This is a genomic window from Cupriavidus sp. UGS-1, assembly GCF_021213615.1.
Taxonomy (GTDB): Bacteria; Pseudomonadota; Gammaproteobacteria; order Burkholderiales; family Burkholderiaceae; genus Cupriavidus.
The window spans coordinates 46,938-61,531 of record NZ_JAJQJF010000023.1; the positions used below are offsets into that span (position 1 = coordinate 46,938).

Sequence of the window (14,594 nt, forward strand, 5' to 3'; positions counted from 1 at the left end):
GATGCGCGGCGGCCGGTCGGGCGCCCGGCACTGGGGAGGGCATCATGGCGGCGCGGTTTTTCGATGAAATGCTGGACTGGCGCGGCGATGCGCCCCCGAACATCGCCGCCGGGCAGGCCTTGTCGCCCGACGCGATCCGGCCGCACTACCGTCACTTCGCCGACTGGCTGGCGCGCCAGTCGGAGGCCACCATGGCCAACAAGCGTGCCGAGGCCGACCTGGTGTTCCGGCGCGTGGGCATCACCTTCGCCGTCTATGGCGACAAGGACGAGGACAACAGCGGCACCGAGCGCACCATCCCGTTCGACGTGATTCCGCGCATCTTCCCGGCCGGCGAATGGGCGCTGCTGGAGCGGGGCCTGCGCCAGCGGGTCGCCGCGCTGAACCGCTTCATCCATGACATCTATCACGGGCAGGACATCATCCGCGCCGGCGTGATTCCGCCCGAGCAGGTCTACGACAACGCGCAGTACCGTCCCGAGATGCTGGGCATCGACGTGCCGCGCGACATCTATGCGCATGTCGCCGGCATCGACGTGGTGCGCGCCGGCGAGGGCGAGTTCTATGTGCTCGAGGACAATCTGCGGGTGCCGTCCGGCGTCTCGTACATGCTCGAGAATCGCAAGATGATGATGCGGTTGTTCCCCGAGCTGTTTGCGCGCAACCGCGTCGCGCCGGTGGCCCACTATCCCGACCTGCTGCTGGACATGCTGCGCAGCGTGTCGCCGCAGGGGATGGCCGATCCCACCGTGGTGGTGCTGACGCCCGGCATGTACAACTCCGCCTATTTCGAACATGCGTTCCTGGCGCAGCAGATGGGCATCGAACTGGTCGAGGGCAGCGACCTGTTCGTGCAGGACGACTTTCTGTACATGCGCACCACGCAGGGCCCACAGCGCGTCGACGTGATCTACCGCCGCGTCGACGACGACTTTCTCGATCCGCTGGTGTTCCGGCCCGATTCGACGCTGGGCGCGGCCGGCCTGCTGGCGGTCTATCGCGCCGGCAATGTCACGGTATGCAATGCGATCGGTACCGGCGTCGCCGACGACAAGTCGATCTATCCCTATGTGCCGGAGATGATCCGCTTCTATCTGGGCGAGGAGCCGCTGCTGGCCAACGTGCCGACCTATATGTGCCGGCGCCCGGACGATCTGCAGTACGTGCTCGACCACATGGACGAACTCGTGGTCAAGGAAACGCATGGCGCCGGCGGCTACGGCATGCTGGTCGGGCCGGCGGCGACGCGCGCGGAGATCGACGCGTTCCGCGAGGTGGTCAAGGCGCGGCCGCATCAATACATCGCGCAACCGACGCTGGCGCTGTCGACCTGTCCGACCTATGTCGAGGCCGGCATCGCGCCGCGCCATATCGATCTGCGGCCGTTCGTGCTGTCGGGCAAGGAGGTGCGCATGGTGCCGGGCGGGCTGACGCGCGTGGCGCTGCGCGAGGGGTCGCTGGTGGTCAATTCCTCGCAGGGCGGCGGCACCAAGGACACCTGGGTGCTGGAGCGCTGAACCGCTGAACCGCCGAGCCATCGATACCTGGCAACCCCTGCCGACCCCCCGCGATCTTCGACCGGACCACGGAGAGCCATCATGCTGAGCCGCACCGCCGACCACCTGTTCTGGATGGCGCGCTACACCGAGCGCGCCGAAAATACCGCGCGCATGCTCGACGTCAACTACCAGACCTCGCTGCTGCCGCAATCGATCGAGGTGGCCGAGCAGGGCTGGTGGGCGATGCTCGATATCTCCGAGTTGACGCACGCGTTCGACCACAAGTACGGGCTGCTCTCGCGCGAGGACGTGATCGACTTCATGGTGCGCGACATGACCAACCCGTCGTCGATCATGAGCTGCCTGCGCGCGGCGCGCGAGAACGCGCGGGCCGTGCGCGGTTCGCTGACGACCGAGGTGTGGGAGACGCTGAACACCACGTGGCTGGACGTGCAGCGGATGATCACGGACGGCGTGCTGCGCGACGATCCGTCGCAGTTCTTCGAATGGGTCAAGTTCCGCTCGCATCTGGCGCGCGGCGTGCAGTTCGGCACCATGCTGAAGGACGACGCCTTCCACTTCATGCGGCTGGGCACCTTCCTGGAGCGCGCCGACAATACCGCGCGGATCCTCGACGTCAAGTTCCAGGCCACCGGCAGCGAGAATGGCGGCAGCGAGCGGACCGAACAGGATTTCTATCACTGGGCCGCGGTGCTGCGCTCGGTGTCCGGCTTCGAGGTCTACCGCAAGATCTACCGCACCGTGATCACGCCGGTGCGCGTCGCCGAACTGCTGATCCTGCGGCCCGACATGCCGCGTTCGCTGGTGTCGAGCATGGACGAGGTGGTGGCGATCCTGGCGCTGGTGCGCAACCAGCAGTCCGCCGAGACCGAACGGCACGCTGGTAAACTGCATGCCGACCTCAAATACGCGCGCATCGACGACATCTTCGCGGTCGGGCTGCACGCGTTCCTGACCAGCTTCCTTGAACGCATCGGCGATCTGGGCAGCGGCATCAGCCGGGATTTCCTGGTGCCCCCGCTGGCAGCCTGAAAGCCTGAACCCGGCGTCGCGCGACAGGACCGTGAAATACCAGATCCACCACCGCACCGTTTATCGCTATACCGAGCCGGTGATCCGCAGCGTTCACGAGCTGCGGCTGGCGCCGCGCTCCGGCCCGCTGCAGCAGGTGCACCAATGGCAGCTGTCGGTGCCGGGCAATCTGTCCGAGTCGCTCGACGGCTTCGGCAATATCGTCCATCAGTTCACGCTGGCGCGGCCGGCCGACACCATCACCATCGCCGCCAGCGGCGAGGTCGAGATCACGCCCGCCGCCGATGCCGACGGCTGCTTTGGCGACGCCCCGCCGCCGGGCGAGGCGCGCGTGTCGCCGCTGTACTTTCGCAGCGGCACGCCGCTGACCAGCGCGCCGGCCGAGCTGAGCGCATTCGCCGCGCCGTATCTGGCCGCCGGCCATGACCCGGCCGCGCTGCTGGCGCTGGCCCAGGCGATTGGCGAACGCGTGCGCTACCAGCCCAATGCCACCGATGTCGGCACCAGCGCCGCCGAGGCCTTCGCACTCGGCGCCGGGGTCTGCCAGGACCAGGCGCAGGTGATGGTGGCCGCCTGCCGCGCCTTCGGTGTGCCGGCGCGCTACGTCAGCGGCTATTTCCACGACCCGGCCGCCACCGAGCTGGCCAGCCACGCCTGGGCCGACCTGTGCGTCGACACCGAGCGCGAGCGCTGGTGCAGCATCGACGTGACGCACGGCTGCTTCACCGACACCCGCCATATCCGCCTGGCGGTGGGGCGCGACTACCGCTCCGCGGCGCCGATCCGCGGCGTGCGCGAGGGCGGCGGCACCGAATCGCTGTCGGTGCAGATCCTGATCGAGCCGGTCTGAGCCTCCGGGGTGCAGGGCGCGCGCGAGGAGGGCGCTAGAATGCCGGGATGCTCCCGCGCGTTCCGCCGCGCGCCATGTCACCACAATAAGACAAAGCCATGACGTACTGTGTAGCCATGCGGCTCGATGCCGGCCTGGTATTCCTGTCCGACTCGCGCACCAATGCGGGTGTCGACGCGATCTCGACCGCCCGCAAGCTGACGGTGTTCGAGGAGACCGGCGACCGCGTCATGGTGCTGATGACCGCCGGCAACCTGGCCATCAGCCAGTCGATCCGCCAGATCCTGATGGAGAGCCGCGACGGCAAGCGCTCGCTGTGGACCGCGCGCGATATGTTCGAAGCGGCCTCGATCGTCGGCGACGCGGTGCGCCAGGTGCATCGGCGCGATGCCGATGCGCTGCGCGATGCCGGCATCGAGTTCAACGTCAGCCTGATCTTCGGCGGCCAGATCGGCCGGGAACGGGCGCGCCTGTTCAATATCTATGCGGCCGGCAATTTCGTCGAGGCGACGCCGGAGAACTGCTACTTCCAGATCGGCGAGGCCAAGTACGGCAAGCCGATCATCGACCGCGTGGTGCATCCGGCGTTGCCGCTGGCCGAAGGGGCCAAGTGCGCGCTGATCTCGATGGACTCGACGCTCAAGTCCAATATCTCGGTGGGGCTGCCGCTGGACCTGCTGGTCTACGAGGCCGATTCGCTGCATGTGACGCGCTTTGCCACGATCGACGATCGCAATCCGTATTTCTGCATGATCCGCGAGACCTGGGGCGAGCGCCTGCGCCAGGTATTCCGCGAGATCGACAATCCGGAATGGGACGCCGCCGACCGGGTCGAGCACCCGCTGACGCGGCAGGGCGAGGGCGACCGCTGGGGGCAGCCGGTGCGGGCACGGCGCGAGCGTCCGCGCGAACCGCAGTGAACCGTGGTGGAGCTGGCTTCGAGGGCTTGCACGGTGCCGGGGCGCGGCCGAATTCGACACGTGAGCGCACAGTCCGGCACGCCGATTCGGGCGGTCCATCCGGCCCCGCTCATGTATAATCCCGATTTCCCCGGCAAGCTCGGTTTATGACCAAATTCGTCTTCGTCACCGGTGGCGTCGTCTCTTCCCTCGGCAAGGGCATCGCTGCCGCCTCGCTCGCGGCTATTCTCGAGTCGCGCGGCCTCAAAGTCACCCTCCTCAAGCTCGATCCCTACATCAACGTCGACCCCGGCACGATGAGCCCCTTCCAGCATGGCGAAGTATTCGTCACGGAAGACGGCGCGGAGACCGACCTCGATCTTGGCCACTACGAGCGCTTCGTCTCGGCCAAGATGCGCAAGTCGAACAACTTCACCACGGGCCAGATCTACGAATCGGTGATCCGCAAGGAGCGGCGCGGCGAATACCTGGGCAAGACCGTGCAGGTGATCCCGCATATCACCAACGAGATCCAGGCGTTCATCGAGAAGGGCGCGGCCGCCTCGCACGAAGGCAAGGCCGACGTGGCGCTGGTCGAGATCGGCGGTACCGTCGGTGACATCGAATCGCTGCCGTTCCTGGAGGCCGCGCGCCAGATGAGCCTGCGCATGGGCCGCAACCACGCGGCCTTCGTCCATCTGACGCTGGTGCCGTTCATCGCCAGCGCCGGCGAGCTCAAGACCAAGCCCACCCAGCACTCGGTGCAGAAGCTGCGCGAAATCGGCATCTCGCCGACCGCGCTGCTGTGCCGCGCCGACCGGCCGATTCCGGACGACGAACGCGCCAAGATCTCGCTGTTCGCCAATATCCCGCAGGAAGCGGTGATTTCGGTGTGGGACGTCGACAGCATCTACAAGATCCCGCAGATGCTCAACGAGCAGGGCCTGGACCGGCTGATCTGCGAGGAGCTGCGCCTCGATCCGAAGCCGGCCGACCTGTCGATGTGGCAGAAGCTGGTCAACGCGCAGGAAAACCCCGAACACGAAGTGACGATCGGCATGGTCGGCAAGTATGTCGACCTGACCGAGTCGTACAAGTCGCTGATCGAGGCGCTGCGTCACGCGGGCATGCATACCGCGACGCGCGTCAATATCGAATACATCGATTCCGAGGAACTGGAATCGGGCCACCTCGAAGTGCTCAAGCCGCTGGACGCAATCCTGGTGCCGGGCGGCTTCGGCAAGCGCGGCACCGAGGGCAAGATCCGCGCGATCCAGTATGCGCGCGAGAACAAGGTGCCGTACCTGGGCATCTGCCTGGGCATGCAGCTGGCGGTGATCGAGTTCGCCCGCCATGTGGCCGGCATGCGCGACGCCAACTCGACCGAGTTCAGCCTCGAGACCGAACACCCGGTGGTCGCGCTGATCACCGAATGGGTGGACCGAGACGGCAAGGTCGAGCAGCGCTCGGCCGATTCCGATCTGGGCGGCACGATGCGCCTGGGCGCGCAGCGCGTGCCCGTCAAGGCGGACACCAAGGCCGCGCAGATCTACGGCGCCGAGGTCAACGAGCGGCATCGCCATCGCTACGAGGTCAACAATCACTATGTGCCGCAGCTGGAACAGGCCGGCATGGTGATCTCGGCCCGCACCCCGACCGAGAACCTGCCCGAGATGATGGAGCTGCCGGCGCAGATGCACCCGTGGTTCGTCGGCGTGCAGTTCCATCCGGAATTCACCTCGACGCCGCGCGCGGGCCATCCGCTGTTCAAGGCCTACGTGGAAGCCGCGCTGGCCGGCCAGCAGCGCCGCAAGGGCGCCTGAAGCGGCCGCATAGCAGGAGAGCAAGATGAAATTGTGTGGATTCGACGTCGGCCTGGACCAGCCGTTCTTCCTGATCGCCGGGCCCTGCGTGATCGAGTCGGAGCAGATGGCCCTCGATACGGCAGGCCAGCTGAAGACGATCACCGGCGAACTCGGCATCCCCTTCATCTACAAGTCCTCGTTCGACAAGGCGAACCGCTCGTCGGGCAAGTCCTTTCGCGGACTGGGCATGGAGAAGGGGCTGGAGATCCTGGCCACGGTCAAGCGCGAGATCGGCGTGCCGGTGCTGACCGACATCCACGAGATCGACGAGATCGCGCCGGTGGCGGCGGTGGTCGACGTGCTGCAGACGCCGGCCTTCCTGTGCCGGCAGACCGATTTCATCCGCGCCTGCGCCCAGAGCGGCAAGCCGGTCAATATCAAGAAGGGCCAGTTCCTGGCCCCGGGCGACATGAAGAACGTCATCGACAAGGCCCGCGACGCCGCCCGCGAAGCCGGCCTGCCCGAGGACAGCTTCATGGCGTGCGAGCGCGGCGTGTCGTTCGGCTATAACAACCTGGTTTCCGACATGCGCTCGCTGGCGATCATGCGCGAGACGGGCGCGCCGGTGGTGTTCGACGCGACCCACTCGGTGCAGCTGCCGGGCGGGCAGGGCACCAGCTCGGGCGGCCAGCGCGAGTTCGTGCCGGTGCTGGCGCGCGCCGCGGTGGCGGTCGGTATCGCGGGCCTGTTCATGGAAACCCATCCGGATCCAAGCAAGGCGATGTCCGACGGTCCCAATGCCGTGCCGCTGTCGCGCATGCGCGAACTGCTGGCGGTGCTGAAGGACCTGGACGCGCTCACCAAGCGCGCCGGCTTCCTCGAAGACAATTTCGGCTGGCCGGCCTGCGCCTGAGCGCGGCGCCAAGCGCCAGCCGTCAATCGTCAGCTGCAACGGCTTTCTCGCCGATCACCGATTCCGCACGTTGCCGCCGTCATCCGGCGGCAACGTTGACAACCATAAGATTCATCCTGGAGATACGCATGGCCGCCGGCTACATCATCGCCTACGTCGACGTCACCGATCCGCAGCAGTACGAGCAGTACAAGGTCCTGTCCAGCAAGGCCATGCAGGAGCACGGCGCCGAGGTGCTGGTGCGCGGCGGCCGCACGGTCCCGCTCGAAGGCGAATGGGCGCCGACCCGCGTGGTGCTGCTGAAATTCCCGAGCGTCGAGGCGGCCCAGGCCTTCCACGACGGCGAGACCTACCGCGCGGCCCGCAAGGCGCGCGAGCATGCGGCCCGGATGAACATGATCGTGGTCGAGGGCGTTTGAGCTTCGACCGGCGCGTCGCCTGACGCGGGTCTCCATCCGGAGCACGCGGGCAAGGCAGCGCGATACCAGACGCGGTGCACAGTCGCAGTGCACGGACCCAAGCTTCATCAGATCTAGATCAAGAGGAATCCATGAGTGCAATCGTAGATATCATCGGTCGCGAGGTTCTCGACTCGCGCGGCAACCCGACCGTCGAATGCGACGTTCTGCTCGAATCGGGCGTGATGGGCCGCGCCGCGGTGCCGTCGGGCGCGTCGACCGGCTCGCGCGAGGCGATCGAACTGCGCGACGGCGACAAGTCGCGCTACCTGGGCAAGGGCGTGCTGAAGGCCGTCGAGCACATCAACACCGAGATCTCCGAAGCGATCATGGGCCTGGACGCCTCCGAGCAGGCCTTCCTGGACCGCACGCTGATCGATCTGGACGGCACCGAGAACAAGAGCCGCCTGGGCGCCAACGCGATGCTGGCCGTGTCGATGGCGGTCGCCAAGGCCGCCGCCGAGGAAGCCGGCCTGCCGCTGTACCGCTACTTCGGCGGTTCGGGCGCGATGCAGATGCCGGTGCCGATGATGAACATCGTCAACGGCGGCGCGCACGCCAACAACAGCCTGGACATCCAGGAATTCATGATCATGCCGGTGTCGCAGAAGAGCTTCCGTGAAGCGCTGCGCTGCGGCGCCGAGGTGTTCCACGCGCTGAAGAAAATCCTGGCCGACAAGGGCATGTCGACCGCGGTCGGCGACGAAGGCGGCTTCGCCCCGAACTTCGCCTCGAACGAGGAATGCCTGAACACGATCCTGCAGGCGATCGAGAAGGCCGGCTACCGTGCCGGCGAGGACGTGCTGCTGGCGCTGGACTGCGCCTCGAGCGAGTTCTTCCGCGAAGGCGAGGACCTGTATCACCTCGAAGGCGAAGGCCTGACGCTGAACTCGACCCAGTGGGCCGACTACCTGGCCAATCTGTGCGACAAGTTCCCGATCGTGTCGATCGAGGACGGCATGGCCGAGGGCGACTGGGACGGCTGGAAGGTGCTGACCGACAAGCTCGGCAAGCGTGTGCAGCTGGTCGGCGACGACCTGTTCGTCACCAACACCAAGATCCTGAAGGAAGGCATCGAGAAGGGCATCGGCAACTCGATCCTGATCAAGATCAACCAGATCGGCACGCTGACCGAGACCTTCGCCGCGATCGAGATGGCCAAGCGCGCCGGCTACACGGCCGTGATCTCGCACCGTTCGGGCGAGACCGAGGACAGCACGATCGCCGATATCGCGGTCGGCACCAACGCCGGCCAGATCAAGACCGGCTCGCTGTCCCGCTCGGACCGTATCGCCAAGTACAACCAGCTGCTGCGCATCGAGGAAGACCTGGGCGATATCGCCAGCTACCCCGGCAAGAGCGCGTTCTACAATCTGCGCTAAGCCCGGGAGTCGGCGGGTGTGCGGCGGCCCCGGCCGCCGCGCCCCTCGCAAGCGCCGCCACCGCCAAGTCGTCCGATCTCTAATTGCCCATGCGCCTGATTACGCTGCTGTTGTTCGTGGTGCTGCTCGCGATCCAGTACCCCCTGTGGCTGGGCAAGGGCGGCTGGTTGCGCGTGTGGGAATTGAACAAGCAGGTCGGCGAGCAGACCGCCCGCAACGAACAGCTGAAGCGCCGCAACGCCAAGCTCGAGGGCGAGGTGCTGGACCTGCAGGACGGCACCGGCGCGGTCGAGGAACGGGCGCGCTACGAGCTCGGCATGGTCAAGGACGGCGAGGTGTTCATCCAGTTCGTCGCGCCGGCCCCCAAGGTCAGCGCCACGCCGCCGCTGCCGCCGCCTCCGGCGACGAAGCCAGCCTCCGGCGGGCGCTAAGTCACCACCGCGCGACGGAGCGCCAGGCTGGCGCCGGCTCGGCGCTCACGCCAGCCGCTTTACCACCACCAGTACGGATAGCCGCCCCAGCCCCAATAGCCGGGCGAGCCGATGCTGACCCCGCCGCCCCAGCGGCCGCGGCCCCATCCCCCGTAGTACAGACTCCAGCTCGACAGCGGATACGCCGGATAGGCGTAGGTCGACGCGCGCGCCCATGCCTGGGCCTGCTGATCGCGCGCGATCGCGGCTTCCTGTTCGCGCAGCACCTGCTTGTTCAGCGTGTCGAGGCGCTTGCGTTCCTCGGCACTGAGCGGCGCTGCCGGGCCGCGCGAGCCGGCATCCGGCGCCAGCCGGGCGATGGGCGGCGAACCGTTGATGTCGCGGGGCAGATTGGCGGCGCATCCCGCGGCCAGCAGCGGCGCGGCCAGCAATGCAAGACGGATCGACGAAGGGATGGCCGGCATGATGACCTCCAGGCGGTGCGCGGGTGTCGGTAAGACTTTGTTGTCTTTGATTTTAGTGAGCGCACAAAGTTTGCGGCGCCTGCGCACTGCAGGGTTTCTCCCCTCTCCCGCTTGCGGGAGAGGGGCGGGGGAGAGGGCAGCGGCGGTGAATATGGCGGTGGGGCTTGAAACCACCTCCTCTCCCCAACCCTCTCCCCCTGAGGGGAGAGGGAGAACATCCGGGGAACGGGTGAGGCTGGCGCGGTCGCGCTCAGTGCCGCCGCTCAGGGCAACTCAGTGCAGCTCAGTGCCGATGCCCGGCGCCCTCGCCGACACCCGCCGGCATCGCGGCGCCGCTGAACAACTGTGCGCAGTCGACCGGGTCGAAGCGGTACTCCTGGCCGCAGAAGTCGCAATGGATCTCGACCGAGCCGCGCTCGGCCACGATGTCGTCGACCTCGGCCTGGCCCAGCGACTGCAGCATGTTGGCCACCTTGGTCCGCGAGCACGAGCAACGGAAGTGCGGCGTGCCCGGTTCGAACACGCGCAGCCCGGCATCCTGCAGATCCTCCCAGAACAGCCGCCGCAGCAGCGTATCGGGCTGCTCGGCCAGCAGTTCCTCGGTCTTCAGCGTGGCGCCGAGCTGGCAGGCGCGGTCCCAGGTGTCGAGATCCTGGGCGCGGCCATGAGCCGACAGCGGCGCGCCGGTCTCGCCGACCTGCGCGGGCGGCCGGCCGGGCTTGCCTTCCATCGTGCCGCCGTAGGAGGGCAGCTTCTGCAGCAGCATGCCGGCGGCGACGCGGTCGTCGGCGGCCAGCCACAGCCGCGTGTCGAGCTGCTCCGAGGCCTGCATGTAGTGCTCGAGCACGGCGCTGATCGAACCCAGCGGTCCGTGGGCGTCGGCCAGCGGCACGATGCCCTGGTAGGGCTGCTGGCCCGGCAGCTTGTCGTGCGGGTCCAGCGTGATGGCAAAGCGGCCCTGGCCATGCTGATTGACCAGTTCGGCCAGCGTGGCATCGTCGGCGATCTCGACGCCTTCGGCCAGCTTGGCGGTGCCGCGCAGCGACAGGTCGGGCAGGCATTCGACCACCAGCATCCGCACCGGCCCGTCGCCATGCAACTGCATCACCAGCGCGCCGTTGAACTTCAGGTTGGCCGACAGCAGCGCCGCGGCGGCCATCATCTCGCCGAGCAGCCGGCGGACCGGCGCCGGATAGTGGTGGCGCTGCAGCGCTTCCTGCCAGGTCGATTGCAGCCGCACCAGCTCGCCGCGCACCGGGGCGGCGTCGAACAGGAACTTCTGCAGGGTGTCCGGGGTTTGGGTTTCAGTCACGATCATCCATCGGTGGGATCGGCCGGCGCGTGGGCTCAGCCGATGCGTTTCAATTCTGTCTTGTAGACGGCCTGGCGTGCCGCGTACGTGTCGGTGTTGCGGTACAGGCCGGCCACTTCCTCGTCGCTCAGCTCGCGTACCGCCTTGGCCGGGGCGCCCAGGATCAGCGTGCGATCGGGGAACACCTTGCCTTCGGTGACGATGGCGCCGGCGCCGACCAGGCATTCCTTGCCGATCACCGCGCGGTTCAGCACCACCGCCTGGATGCCGATCAGCGCGCCTTCGCCGATCGTGCAGCCATGCAGCATGGCCTGGTGGCCGATGGTGACGCGGTCGCCGATCGTCAGCGGGCAGCCCGGATCGGTGTGCAGCACGGCGCCTTCCTGGACGTTGGTCGCTTCGCCGAGCACGATGGGCTCGTTGTCGCCCCGGATCACCGCGCCCGGCCAGACGCTGGCCCGCGCCTTGAGTGTCACGTTGCCGATCACGGTGGCTTCTGCGGCCACGTAGGCGTCGGCATCGATGGAAGGGGCGGTATCGCCGAGCTGGTAAAGCGGCATGAGGTCTCCTGTACGGGGTTCGTTTGTAGATGGGGATGGCCGCCGTGCCTTAAAGGGCGTGACCGCGTGCCGTTGCAGCGCTTGCCGGGCCGGACGACAGGCAGGGCAGGGCGCAAGCGCCGCGGCGGTGCCCATGGACGGCGGTGGGCCGTGCGGCCGGACGGTGCCGGCAGGGCTCTACAATGGCGGCCAGACCGGATTTTACGCCCATGCCCGCTGACGCTGCCGAACCCGCCCCGAACCACGCCACGCCGGGGCCGAACGACCCAGGTGCGACCTCTGCGCCGCTTTCGCTGCGCCACCGCGCGCTCGCCGTGCTGGCCGAGCGCGATCCTGCCGCCAAGGCGGCGGCCGCCCGCCGACTGCGCGCTACCGCATTGGAGGCCCCCGACGACGCCATCGGCGCCGGCCTGCAACTCGAGGCCGTCTGCCCGGTGCCCGGGCGCCCGGCACGCCCCGAGCTGGTGCCGCCGCAGAAGGTCGAGCGCCGTCGCTCGCTGCAGGACCCGGCGGGACGCGCGGTACTGATCCACGCGCTCGCGCATATCGAGTTCAACGCCATCAATCTCGCGCTCGACGCGGTCTGGCGCTTCGCCGGCATGCCGCCGGCGTATTACCGCGACTGGCTGCAGGTCGCCGACGAGGAGGCGCTGCACTTCACGCTGCTGGCCGCGCACCTGCGCCAGCTGGGCTTCGCCTACGGCGATTTCCCGGCGCACAACAGCCTGTGGGAGATGGCGGATCGCACCGCCGGCGACGTGCTGGCGCGCATGGCGCTGGTGCCGCGCACGCTGGAGGCGCGCGGGCTGGACGCCTCGCCGGTGGTCCGCACCCGGCTGGCCGACGCCGGCGATGCCGAGGCCGCGGCCATCATCGACATCATCCTGCGCGACGAGGTCGGCCACGTGGCGATCGGCAACCGCTGGTATCGCTGGCTTTGCGCGCAACGCGGGCTGGACCCCGTTACCACCTATGCCGAACTGGCCGAACGCCACCAGGCGCCGCGGCTGCGGCCGCCGTTCAATCTGGCGGCGCGCCGCGCGGCCGGCTTCGACGAGGACGAGCTGGCCTGGCTGACCGGCAGCGCCGGCTGACCGTCCAGGCGTTCCTCTTCTAAGCGTTGCCGACGCGCTGAGTTCCGGCGCGCTGGCCGGCGTTTGCTCGCTGCCGCGCCGCCTCTTCCTCCTGCAGCCGAAGCACGCGTCGCTGGATCTTGCCGGTGGTGGTCATCGGCAGCTGGTCGATGAAGGCGATGGCCTTCGGGTACTCGTACGGCGCCAGCTGACCGCGCACATGCTGCTGCAATTCCGCGACCAGCGCGGCCTCGGCCTCGGCCGAGCGCTGCACGCCCGCCGTCAGCACGATGAACGCCTTCACGATGGCGCCGCGCTCCGGGTCCGGCGACGGCACCACCGCGCAGTTCGACACCGCCGGATGCTTGAGCAGGCAGTTCTCGATCTCGCTGGGTCCGATCCGGTAGCCCGAGGACTTGAAGACGTCGTCGGCGCGCCCCTGGTACCACAGGTAGCCGTTTTCATCGACGCGGGCAAGATCGCCGGTGCGGCACCAGCGCAGGCCGTCGTGCTCGACAAACTTGCCCTCGGTGGCCGCCTCGTTCTTCCAGTAGCCCAGGAAGAACACCGGATCGGGATGGCCGTGGATGTCGGTGGTGCAGACCGCGACCTCGCCGTCCTCGCCGGGCGGGCAGGGGCGACCTTCTTCGTCGACCACGGCGACGCGGTGGCCCGGGTAGGGCCGTCCCATCGAGCCAGGCCGCGCCGGCCAGCCGAGCTGCCCGTCGTCGTATTGCGCCGTGCAGTTGCCGACGATGTAGTTGATCTCGGTCTGGCCGAACATTTCGTTGACGATCACGCCGAAGGCCTCGCGGCACCAGTCGAACACCGTCTGGCCGACCGCCTCGCCCGCGCTCATCAGCGCGCGCAGGCGGATGTCGTAGCGCTCGCGCGGGGCGGGGCAGGCCTTCATCATCTGCTTGAGCGCGGTCGGGAACAGGAAGGAGTTGGTGACGCGGTAGCGCTCCATCAGCCCGAACGCGACCTCGGGCGAGAAGCGGCCCTGATAGCCGACGATCGACTTGCCGAAATACAGCGCCGGCATCAGCGCGTCCCAAAGTCCGCCGGTCCAGGCCCAGTCGGCGGGACTCCAGAACACATCGTCCTCGCGCGGATACCAGTTCTGCGAGCAGACGAAGCCGGTCAGGTTGCCGATCAGCGCGCGGTGCGGCAGCAGCGCGCCCTTGGGCGGACCGGTGGTGCCGCTGGTGTAGATCAGCACCGCGGCCTCGTCGGCCTTGGTCCGCTCGGCCGTGAAGTCGTCAGCCTGGTCCGCCAGCGCCGCGTCCCAGTCGCGGTCGCCCCGGCCGGCCGCGTCGCCGACGGCAATGACCGCCTGGAGCGCCGGGCAGTCGCCGCGCGCGGCCAGCAGATTGTCGATCGAGGTCTCGTCGGCGATCGCCACGCAGGCCTCGCTGTGCTGCAGCCGATAGCCCAGCGCCTCGGGGCCGAACAGCATCGACAGCGGCATCGCGATCGCGCCAAGCTGGTAGACCGCCATATGGGCGACCACGGTCTCGATCCGCTGCGGCAGCACGATGGCGACGCGGTCGCCGCGCCGGACTCCGAGCGCGCGCAGCGCGTGCGACAGCCGGTTGGCGTCGCGCTGGATCTCGCCGTAGCGGTGCGCGGCGCGCCGGCCGTCCTCGTGCTCGGCATGGACCGCGATCCGGTCGCGCGTCGCGGGGTCGCGCGCCCAACGGCCGCAGCAGGCTTCGGCGAGATTGAAGTATTCGGGAACGTGCCAGCGGAAATCGCGGTAGAGCGCGGAATAGTCGTCGCGCCGGCTGTCCGGCAGCGAGGGTGCGGCCATGGTGGTCTCCGTTCTTTTCTTGTGTGCCGGGCGTTGGGGCGCCGCGGCGTTTGTTGGCATGCTGGCTGGCGTCGCGGACGTG

At 68.1% G+C, this 14,594-nt stretch carries 14 protein-coding genes; 10 read left to right on the top strand and 4 right to left on the bottom strand.

Going from position 1 to position 14,594, the window contains the following annotated elements; all coding sequences use genetic code 11:
* Positions 1-44: 44 nt before the first annotated feature.
* The 9 genes from LRR16_RS22335 to ftsB all read left to right on the top strand — a co-directional run bounded on the left by LRR16_RS22335 (position 45) and on the right by ftsB (position 9,290).
* Positions 45-1,517 carry a circularly permuted type 2 ATP-grasp protein gene (locus LRR16_RS22335; RefSeq protein ID WP_006576083.1) on the top strand — a complete coding sequence of 491 codons (1,473 nt, stop codon included), beginning with the start codon at positions 45-47 and terminating at the stop codon, positions 1,515-1,517.
* 81 nt (positions 1,518-1,598) lie between these two features.
* Positions 1,599-2,552: an alpha-E domain-containing protein gene (locus LRR16_RS22340; RefSeq protein WP_006576082.1), complete on the top strand. Its 954-nt coding sequence runs from the start codon at positions 1,599-1,601 to the stop codon at positions 2,550-2,552.
* Positions 2,553-2,583: 31 nt separating this feature from the next.
* Entirely contained in the window at positions 2,584-3,402 is an 819-nt protein-coding gene (locus LRR16_RS22345) for a transglutaminase family protein (protein ID WP_232207144.1), read from the top strand.
* 98 nt (positions 3,403-3,500) lie between these two features.
* Positions 3,501-4,322 carry a peptidase gene (locus LRR16_RS22350; protein ID WP_082928252.1) on the top strand — a complete coding sequence of 274 codons (822 nt, stop codon included), beginning with the start codon at positions 3,501-3,503 and terminating at the stop codon, positions 4,320-4,322.
* Positions 4,323-4,468: 146 nt separating this feature from the next.
* On the top strand, positions 4,469-6,124 hold the full coding sequence (locus LRR16_RS22355; RefSeq protein ID WP_006576080.1) for a CTP synthase: 1,656 nt from the start codon (positions 4,469-4,471) through the stop codon (positions 6,122-6,124).
* Between the two features lie 25 nt (positions 6,125-6,149).
* Entirely contained in the window at positions 6,150-7,019 is an 870-nt protein-coding gene (gene kdsA, locus LRR16_RS22360; protein ID WP_006576079.1) for a 3-deoxy-8-phosphooctulonate synthase, read from the top strand.
* 128 nt (positions 7,020-7,147) lie between these two features.
* A complete protein-coding gene (locus tag LRR16_RS22365) occupies positions 7,148-7,438 on the top strand; it encodes a DUF1330 domain-containing protein (RefSeq protein WP_006576078.1) in 291 nt (96 codons plus the stop codon).
* 131 nt (positions 7,439-7,569) lie between these two features.
* On the top strand, positions 7,570-8,859 hold the full coding sequence (eno, locus tag LRR16_RS22370; protein ID WP_006576077.1) for a phosphopyruvate hydratase: 1,290 nt from the start codon (positions 7,570-7,572) through the stop codon (positions 8,857-8,859).
* Between the two features lie 89 nt (positions 8,860-8,948).
* Positions 8,949-9,290, top strand: a complete 342-nt coding sequence (gene ftsB / locus LRR16_RS22375) for a cell division protein FtsB (protein ID WP_006576076.1) — start codon at positions 8,949-8,951, stop codon at positions 9,288-9,290.
* Between the two features lie 59 nt (positions 9,291-9,349).
* On the opposite strand, the gene LRR16_RS22380 is transcribed toward ftsB, so the two are convergent.
* The 3 genes from LRR16_RS22380 to LRR16_RS22390 all read right to left on the bottom strand — a co-directional run bounded on the left by LRR16_RS22380 (position 9,350) and on the right by LRR16_RS22390 (position 11,626).
* Positions 9,350-9,754 (bottom strand): hypothetical protein, encoded by a 405-nt coding sequence (locus LRR16_RS22380; protein ID WP_006576075.1) that lies wholly within the window; start codon positions 9,752-9,754, stop codon positions 9,350-9,352.
* 283 nt (positions 9,755-10,037) lie between these two features.
* A complete protein-coding gene (locus LRR16_RS22385) occupies positions 10,038-11,066 on the bottom strand; it encodes an Hsp33 family molecular chaperone HslO (protein WP_232207145.1) in 1,029 nt (342 codons plus the stop codon).
* Positions 11,067-11,101: 35 nt separating this feature from the next.
* A complete protein-coding gene (locus tag LRR16_RS22390; RefSeq protein WP_023263671.1) occupies positions 11,102-11,626 on the bottom strand; it encodes a gamma carbonic anhydrase family protein in 525 nt (174 codons plus the stop codon).
* A 182-nt stretch (positions 11,627-11,808) separates the two neighbouring features.
* Here LRR16_RS22390 and LRR16_RS22395 point away from each other — a divergent pair, with 182 nt between their 5' ends.
* On the top strand, positions 11,809-12,720 hold the full coding sequence (locus LRR16_RS22395; protein WP_043437653.1) for a ferritin-like domain-containing protein: 912 nt from the start codon (positions 11,809-11,811) through the stop codon (positions 12,718-12,720).
* A gap of 19 nt (positions 12,721-12,739) precedes the next feature.
* On the opposite strand, the gene LRR16_RS22400 is transcribed toward LRR16_RS22395, so the two are convergent.
* Entirely contained in the window at positions 12,740-14,512 is a 1,773-nt protein-coding gene (locus tag LRR16_RS22400) for an acyl-CoA synthetase (RefSeq protein ID WP_232207146.1), read from the bottom strand.
* Between the last annotated feature and the right edge of the window lie 82 nt (positions 14,513-14,594).

Excerpts from the sequence above, each read along its gene's own strand:
- kdsA (WP_006576079.1), top strand. The coding sequence starts at position 6,150 with ATGAAATTGTGTGGATTCGACGTCGGCCTGGACCAGCCGTTCTTCCTG.
- LRR16_RS22390 (WP_023263671.1), bottom strand. The coding sequence starts at position 11,626 with ATGCCGCTTTACCAGCTCGGCGATACCGCCCCTTCCATCGATGCCGAC.
- LRR16_RS22350 (WP_082928252.1), top strand. The coding sequence starts at position 3,501 with ATGACGTACTGTGTAGCCATGCGGCTCGATGCCGGCCTGGTATTCCTG.
- LRR16_RS22355 (WP_006576080.1), top strand. The coding sequence starts at position 4,469 with ATGACCAAATTCGTCTTCGTCACCGGTGGCGTCGTCTCTTCCCTCGGC.
- LRR16_RS22365 (WP_006576078.1), top strand. The coding sequence starts at position 7,148 with ATGGCCGCCGGCTACATCATCGCCTACGTCGACGTCACCGATCCGCAG.
- LRR16_RS22340 (WP_006576082.1), top strand. The coding sequence starts at position 1,599 with ATGCTGAGCCGCACCGCCGACCACCTGTTCTGGATGGCGCGCTACACC.
- eno (WP_006576077.1), top strand. The coding sequence starts at position 7,570 with ATGAGTGCAATCGTAGATATCATCGGTCGCGAGGTTCTCGACTCGCGC.
- ftsB (WP_006576076.1), top strand. The coding sequence starts at position 8,949 with ATGCGCCTGATTACGCTGCTGTTGTTCGTGGTGCTGCTCGCGATCCAG.
- LRR16_RS22400 (WP_232207146.1), bottom strand. The coding sequence starts at position 14,512 with ATGGCCGCACCCTCGCTGCCGGACAGCCGGCGCGACGACTATTCCGCG.
- LRR16_RS22380 (WP_006576075.1), bottom strand. The coding sequence starts at position 9,754 with ATGCCGGCCATCCCTTCGTCGATCCGTCTTGCATTGCTGGCCGCGCCG.
- LRR16_RS22395 (WP_043437653.1), top strand. The coding sequence starts at position 11,809 with ATGGCGGCCAGACCGGATTTTACGCCCATGCCCGCTGACGCTGCCGAA.
- LRR16_RS22335 (WP_006576083.1), top strand. The coding sequence starts at position 45 with ATGGCGGCGCGGTTTTTCGATGAAATGCTGGACTGGCGCGGCGATGCG.